8 protein-coding genes and 1 pseudogene are annotated in these 5,035 nt (G+C 52.0%); 5 read left to right on the top strand and 4 right to left on the bottom strand.

Annotation, left to right across the window (positions count from 1 at the left end; genetic code table 11):
• Nucleotides 1-172: 172 nt before the first annotated feature.
• The 3 genes and pseudogenes from HMPREF3277_RS03005 to HMPREF3277_RS15165 form a co-directional block, all read left to right on the top strand.
• A complete protein-coding gene (locus tag HMPREF3277_RS03005; RefSeq protein ID WP_070774843.1) occupies nucleotides 173-1,087 on the top strand; it encodes a patatin-like phospholipase family protein in 915 nt (304 codons plus the stop codon).
• Between the two features lie 96 nt (nucleotides 1,088-1,183).
• Nucleotides 1,184-1,525, top strand: coding sequence for a hypothetical protein (locus tag HMPREF3277_RS03000; RefSeq protein WP_049224668.1), 342 nt, complete (start codon nucleotides 1,184-1,186; stop codon nucleotides 1,523-1,525).
• A gap of 28 nt (nucleotides 1,526-1,553) precedes the next feature.
• A pseudogene (locus tag HMPREF3277_RS15165) lies at nucleotides 1,554-1,616 on the top strand (transposase); the annotation flags it as partial.
• A gap of 128 nt (nucleotides 1,617-1,744) precedes the next feature.
• On the opposite strand, the gene luxS reads toward HMPREF3277_RS15165, so the two are convergent.
• From luxS to cyaY, 3 genes are all read right to left on the bottom strand, one after another.
• On the bottom strand, nucleotides 1,745-2,251 hold the full coding sequence (gene luxS / locus HMPREF3277_RS02995; protein WP_003755643.1) for an S-ribosylhomocysteine lyase: 507 nt from the start codon (nucleotides 2,249-2,251) through the stop codon (nucleotides 1,745-1,747).
• Between the two features lie 165 nt (nucleotides 2,252-2,416).
• Nucleotides 2,417-2,875 carry a DUF6636 domain-containing protein gene (locus tag HMPREF3277_RS02990; protein WP_070870001.1) on the bottom strand — a complete coding sequence of 153 codons (459 nt, stop codon included), beginning with the start codon at nucleotides 2,873-2,875 and terminating at the stop codon, nucleotides 2,417-2,419.
• A gap of 57 nt (nucleotides 2,876-2,932) precedes the next feature.
• A complete protein-coding gene (cyaY, locus tag HMPREF3277_RS02985; protein WP_070870000.1) occupies nucleotides 2,933-3,256 on the bottom strand; it encodes an iron donor protein CyaY in 324 nt (107 codons plus the stop codon).
• A gap of 70 nt (nucleotides 3,257-3,326) precedes the next feature.
• On the opposite strand from cyaY, the gene HMPREF3277_RS02980 reads away from it, so the two are divergent.
• Nucleotides 3,327-3,497, top strand: a complete 171-nt coding sequence (locus HMPREF3277_RS02980; protein WP_003755649.1) for an LPS translocon maturation chaperone LptM — start codon at nucleotides 3,327-3,329, stop codon at nucleotides 3,495-3,497.
• Between the two features lie 11 nt (nucleotides 3,498-3,508).
• A complete protein-coding gene (gene lysA, locus HMPREF3277_RS02975; RefSeq protein WP_070869999.1) occupies nucleotides 3,509-4,729 on the top strand; it encodes a diaminopimelate decarboxylase in 1,221 nt (406 codons plus the stop codon).
• A gap of 107 nt (nucleotides 4,730-4,836) precedes the next feature.
• Here the strand turns inward: lysA and HMPREF3277_RS15160 are convergent.
• The coding region (locus HMPREF3277_RS15160; protein ID WP_210401148.1) for a hypothetical protein at nucleotides 4,837-5,035 on the bottom strand (199 nt) is incomplete at its 5' end.

The following is a 5,035-nucleotide window of genomic DNA, read 5'->3' as shown; positions in this document are numbered from 1 at the left end:
TTAACTTTAAACCCGTACGGCGTTGCCTCGCCTTGTCCTGATTCAAATTTAATCCACTATACTGCAGCCGCGCCGATAAAAACACGACGGAGCGCATACCGTGACGGGTTTCGCGCTATTCGGCTGACAATATGTTCCAAACCAAAAATCCATCTATAAAGGTCGTCTGAAAATGAAACCATTGCTGATTCAAACACTGCGCACTACGCTGACAGCGTCTGTCGTACTCATGCTCGCTGCCTGTCCGAGCCATACCTCCGACAAATCGGATGCCAAGCCGCATACCCGTACCGCGAATACCGCCAAGCCCAAAGCCGTGGTCGCGCTTGCGCTCGGCGGCGGCGCATCCAAAGGTTTTGCCCATATCGGCATTATCAAAGTCTTGAAAGAAAACAATATTCCCGTCAAAGTCGTGACCGGCACATCCGCAGGCTCCATCGTCGGCAGCCTGTACGCTTCAGGCATGTCGCCCGACCGCCTCGAACTCGAAGCCGAAATTTTGGGTAAAACCGACTTGGTTGACCTGACCCTGTCCAGCAGTGGCTTCATCAAAGGCGAAAAACTGCAAAACTACATCAACCAAAAAGTCGGCAACCGCCCCATCCAACAATTGCCGATTAAATTCGCCGCCGTCGCCACCGATTTTGAAAGCGGCAAAGCCGTCGCCTTCAACCGAGGCAACGTCGGACAGGCAGTCCGCGCGTCCGCTTCCATCCCCAACGTGTTCCAGCCCACCACGATTGGCGGCCGCCGATACGTTGACGGCGGTCTGTCGCAGCCCGTTCCCGTCAGCGCGGCTAAAAAACAGGGCGCCAATTTCATTATCGCCGTCGATATTTCCGCCCGTCCGGTGAAAAACGTCAACCAAGGCTTTTTCTCTTACCTCGACCAAACGTTCAACGTCATGAGCATTCCGCTGCTCCAACACGAATTGGGTCAGGCAAACGTCGTGATCAAACCGCAAGTGTTGGAGATGGGTTCTATCGGCGGTTTCGACCAAAAACGACGCGCCATCCAGCTGGGTGAAGAAGCCGCCCGCGCCGCCTTGCCCGAAATCAAGCGCAAACTCGCCGCCTATCAATATTAACCAACCGCCTACCACAGCAAAAAGGTCGTCTGAAAATAGTTTTTCCGTTTTCAGACGACCTCTGACACATCGCGGGACAGCATCAAAGGATGTTTTATGAACAACAAACTCATTGCCTTGATATTAATGGGCGTTTCGCTGAACGCAGCGGCAGACAGCGCGGAAGACAATCTGATGAACGCGCGTTCCGCCTACCGCACCGCCCTGAAACAGCAAACCGGCAACGACAGCAAAATCATCTCCCTGCAAAGCGACCTTGAAGACGCGCAATACCGCCTGCAAAAAGCCCAAGCCGACATCGTCCGCTTGCAGGGCGAGCTTCAGGCGGCGATGAATGTGAAAAGCCAACAGGCGGAAACATTGAAACAGGCAGGGCAGCAGCTCGATGCCGCGTGGGGTGCCGTGTACGGTCCGGGCGGAACCAAAGCAGGGCGGTAAACGGTCTGCGGTTTGCCGCTTCGATAGTTATAGTGGATTAACTTTAAATCAGGACAAGGCGACAAAGCCGCAGACAGTACAGGTAGTACGGTAAGGAGAGGTAACGCCGTACTGGTTTAAAGTTAATCCACTATACTTTGTCCATCTTTTCTATTCAAACAAAAGGTCGTCTGAAACTCGGTTTCCCGTTTTCAGACGACCTTTTTCCAAGCATATCGTTTAAGCGTTCAACAAACTTTCATCCAGCGTCAAATCCTCGTTTTTGTTTACGGCCACTTTGCGCGTCAGGACGTTTTGCGCGATTTCCTGCGCTTCAGCGAGCGAGTGCATCAGATAGGTGCCGCATTGGTATTCGTTCAACTCGGGGATTTTGCTTTGGTCTTTGACATTGACCACATCCTGCATCGAAGCGAGCCATGCGTCGGCGACCTGCTGCTCGTCGGGCGTGCCGATGAGGCTCATGTAGAAACCGGTGCGGCAGCCCATCGGGGAAATGTCGATAATTTCGACGCCGTTGCCGTTCAAGTGGTCGCGCATAAAGCCTGCGAACAAATGCTCCAGCGTGTGGATGCCTTTTTCGGACAGGATTTCTTTGTTGGGCACGCAAAAGCGCAGGTCGAATACGGTAATGGTGTCGCCTTTGGGCGTGGTCATGGTTTTCGCCACACGCACGGCGGGGGCGTGCATACGGGTGTGGTCAACTTTGAAACTGTCTAACAGGGGCATTTTATTATCCTTTTGTGCGGGTTTATGTAGGTTTTCGGGATAGGATTTTGTCCAGCAATTCATCGTCCAAGTCTGTAAGTTTGGTTCATGCTTCGCCAACTTTAATACCATATAGAAGGTCGTCTGAAAACGACCTTCAACCAAGGACAGAAACAGCTCGAACAATTAAAACAGGCGGTATTCTTTACGATTGATTGAAAAACCATGGCCGTCGTTATTTTGACAACTTAAGCCTGATGTTTCGCTGCGGCAGCTCCAACCCTGACCGCTAATGGTTTCACCGTATTTCAGTACGCGTGTTTCTTCGTAGCCTTCATTGACGGGGACAAATTCGAAACCCGCGCAGCTCATAGTGGCTTTACCTTTGGCATTAAGCGTGAAATCCAAGCCTTCACCTTGTTGGTTACAGCGTTTGGGCATAGCTTCATTCAGACCGATAAAACAATACAAATCGTTGGTTCGGGGTTTGCCGGTCTTAGTGCGCTTTTGGCTGTCGCCACCACATAGGATATTGCCGCTTGGGGTAGCGAAAACCTGTCGGTAATCGTTGTTTAAGTAGATGCTGGATGAACCGGCAAAAGCGGGGGATGTGGCAGCAAGTAACAGAAGGGTTAGATATTTCATGACGATTTTCTTTCTGATTGTTTTCCGTTGGTATTACTGAATGGTCTGCCTTTCGGCTTACAATTCGGCAATCTCAATCGCTTCGCCCGAAGCCGCGCTCAGTGCTTCGTTCAAAACGTCGTAGAAATCGCGGCTGTCGCGCGTTGCCAGCCATTTGCCGTTTTGCTCGGCGAAATGGTAGCCGCCGCTTTTTGCGGCAATCCACAATTCTTGGTTTGGCGTGTGGCGGTTGACGATGATTTGCGTGCCGTCCGCCGCTTCGATGGTCAGGACGTTTCCGGCAAACTGGCAGTCGAAATCCCAGCCGTTTTCGTCGATTTGGTCTTCGATGTGTTCGAACAATTCTTCGCTCATGCGGATGAATTCGCTTTCGGTCATCATGGCTTTTTGTGTGTTTTTTGTTTAAGATACCGAATCTTGCCACATTCGCGCTTATGAAGGAAGTTTACCGATGAAATACGGCGTATTTTTTGCTGCGGCAACCGCCCTCCTGCTTTCAGCCTGCGGTTACAAAGGCGACCTCTACCTGCCCAAAGAAGGCGACAAGGCGCGTTTCGGCGTGGTCCAAACCGGCCTGAAAATCCATTCTTCCAAAGAACCTACCAATCAAACCAACGATTAAGCCTCACCAACATGACCCTGCATTGCGAACAAGTTCCCTATTCCCGCCTTGCCGAAGAATTCGGCACACCGCTTTATGTGTACAGCCAATCCGCGCTGACCGAAGCATTTGAAAACTACCAAACCGCGTTTGCCGCGCTTTCCCCGCTCGTCTGCTACGCCGTCAAGGCCAACGGCAATCTGAGCATCATCAAACACTTCGCCTCACTGGGCAGCGGTTTCGACATCGTCTCCGGCGGCGAATTGGCGCGCGTTTTGGCGGCGGGCGGGGATGCGGCGAAAACCATATTTTCAGGCGTGGGCAAAAGCGAAGCAGAAATTGAGTTCGCGCTTCATGCAGGCGTGAAATGCTTCAATATGGAAAGCATCCCCGAAATCGACCGCATTCAAAAGGTTGCCGAACGCTTGGGCAAAACCGCATCCGTCTCCCTGCGCGTCAACCCCGATGTTGATGCCAAAACCCATCCCTATATCTCCACAGGCCTGAAAGCCAACAAATTCGGCATCGCCTACGCCGACGCGCTCGAAGCCTACCGCCATGCAGCCCGCCAAAGCCACCTCAAAATCATCGGCATCGACTGCCATATCGGTTCGCAACTGACCGACTTAAGCCCGCTGGTCGAAGCCTGCGAGCGCATTTTGATTTTGGTGGATCAGTTGGCGGATGAAGGCATCGTTTTAGAACATTTGGACTTAGGCGGCGGCGTCGGCATCGTTTATCAAGACGAAACCGTCCCCGATTTGGGCGCGTATGCCCAAGCGGTTCAAAAACTGATCGGCACACGTCGTCTGAAACTCATCCTCGAACCCGGCCGCAGCTTGGTCGGCAACGCAGGCTCTTTGCTGGCGCGCATCGAGTTCGTCAAACACGGCGAAGAGAAAAACTTCGTCATGGTCGATGCCGCCATGAACGACCTCATGCGCCCCGCCCTATATGATGCTTACCACCGCATCGAAGCGGTAGAACCAAAAAATATCCCGCCGCTGACCGCCGACATCGTCGGCCCGATTTGCGAAACCGGCGACTTCCTAGGCAAATACCGCACTCTTGCCTGCGAAGAAGGCGATTTGCTGGTTATCCGCAGCGCAGGCGCATACGGCGCCAGCATGGCAAGCAATTACAACACGCGCAACCGGGCGGCGGAAGTCTTGGTGGACGGCAACGAATACCGGCTTATCCGCCGACGCGAAACCTTAGAACAGCAAATGGCAAACGAAATGGCTTGTTTATAAGATTTGATCGTTTATAGCCCATAAACCACCAAGCGGGTTTATGGGCTAAAGATTAAGTATAGTGGATTAACTTTAAATCAAAGCTTTTCAGTTTGGGGATACGCTCCCTATCCGTTTTCAGACGACGGCGGATTCAGATTTGAAGTGCAACTTTCCATATAAGCTACACGCAACTGACCCAAGACAAACGATACCCTATCCAATATCTGTCCCTTCACTGCACTGTCACTGAAAAAGCATAACGGCAAACCAACTTCGGTTTCAGACGACCTTTTTGCTATCGATGCCTCAAGACTCAAATATCTT

Source organism: Neisseria sp. HMSC70E02 (assembly GCF_001838645.1).
Lineage (GTDB): Bacteria > Pseudomonadota > Gammaproteobacteria > Burkholderiales > Neisseriaceae > Neisseria > Neisseria macacae.
The sequence above is the reverse complement of the archived record's forward strand: the minus strand, read 5'-3'. Positions and strand labels throughout refer to the sequence as shown.

Excerpts from the sequence above, each read along its gene's own strand:
- HMPREF3277_RS03005 (WP_070774843.1), top strand. The coding sequence starts at position 173 with ATGAAACCATTGCTGATTCAAACACTGCGCACTACGCTGACAGCGTCT.
- luxS (WP_003755643.1), bottom strand. The coding sequence starts at position 2,251 with ATGCCCCTGTTAGACAGTTTCAAAGTTGACCACACCCGTATGCACGCC.
- HMPREF3277_RS02980 (WP_003755649.1), top strand. The coding sequence starts at position 3,327 with ATGAAATACGGCGTATTTTTTGCTGCGGCAACCGCCCTCCTGCTTTCA.
- HMPREF3277_RS03000 (WP_049224668.1), top strand. The coding sequence starts at position 1,184 with ATGAACAACAAACTCATTGCCTTGATATTAATGGGCGTTTCGCTGAAC.
- HMPREF3277_RS02990 (WP_070870001.1), bottom strand. The coding sequence starts at position 2,875 with ATGAAATATCTAACCCTTCTGTTACTTGCTGCCACATCCCCCGCTTTT.
- cyaY (WP_070870000.1), bottom strand. The coding sequence starts at position 3,256 with ATGATGACCGAAAGCGAATTCATCCGCATGAGCGAAGAATTGTTCGAA.
- lysA (WP_070869999.1), top strand. The coding sequence starts at position 3,509 with ATGACCCTGCATTGCGAACAAGTTCCCTATTCCCGCCTTGCCGAAGAA.